The 730-nt window shown below is 40.3% G+C and carries 2 protein-coding genes; both read left to right on the top strand.

Translation table 11 applies throughout. From position 1 onward, the window contains the following. Positions 1-204 (top strand): aspartyl/asparaginyl beta-hydroxylase domain-containing protein (locus A3735_RS31640; RefSeq protein WP_231882306.1); only part of this gene is annotated, 204 nt, incomplete at its 5' end. Positions 205-378: 174 nt separating this feature from the next. Further along, positions 379-730, top strand: a 352-nt coding sequence (locus tag A3735_RS00765) for a cytochrome b (protein WP_197485554.1), incomplete at its 3' end; no start/stop codon positions are given.

Below are 730 nucleotides of genomic sequence, written 5' to 3'. Positions count from 1 at the left end.
GCAACTTTAGTGCCGAATACATCGATAGATCGCCAAGGTTTTTTTAACCGCCTATTCAGCACTGTTACACCTTTTCTTGAATGGTCGAAGGCCTTTAAAAAGCGGAATCGCCCGCTTTATAAAAGGCTTCAGTTTGTTTTTAACTCGCTGTTGCTGTTAATTCTGCTATTAATTATCGCTACGCCGTTTATTATCTTCTCATAACTAGTTTCCATACTCGCTATGGTATAAAACTCTCTTGTTTCTAGAATAAGAGCGCGCACCCCAATTTACTCTGTGTGCAATTATGCACAACGCTTCTGCATATTTTATATTTCCGCACAAGTGTCCTTGATCTATAGTGACATCATTGTTTCTTCTGTTTAGCAGGAATGTGTGATGATCCGGAATACAGTAAGTTCTTACGGTTTGGTGGCTATTATAATTCATTGGCTCATGGCTGTTAGTATATTCTTCCTCTTTGGCTTGGGTTTATACATGGTTGAGCTCAGCTATTATGATTCCTGGTATAAGGGCTCTTTGGATCTGCATAAAAGTATTGGTGTATGTCTGCTCTTGGCGCTCATATTTCGAGTCATTTGGCGCACTATTAACATTGTTCCACAACCCGAGGTAAGTGGGCGTAAAGGTGAGGCGTTCGAGCACAAGGTGGCGCACCTAGTGCATCTAATGTTATATATTCTTATGTTTCTGATAATGAGTAGTGGTTATCTTATTTCTACTGCTGACG

It is taken from the genome of Oleiphilus sp. HI0061 (genome assembly GCF_001635675.1).
Note: the sequence above shows the minus strand (reverse complement) of the source record. Positions and strands in the feature narration are given on the sequence as shown.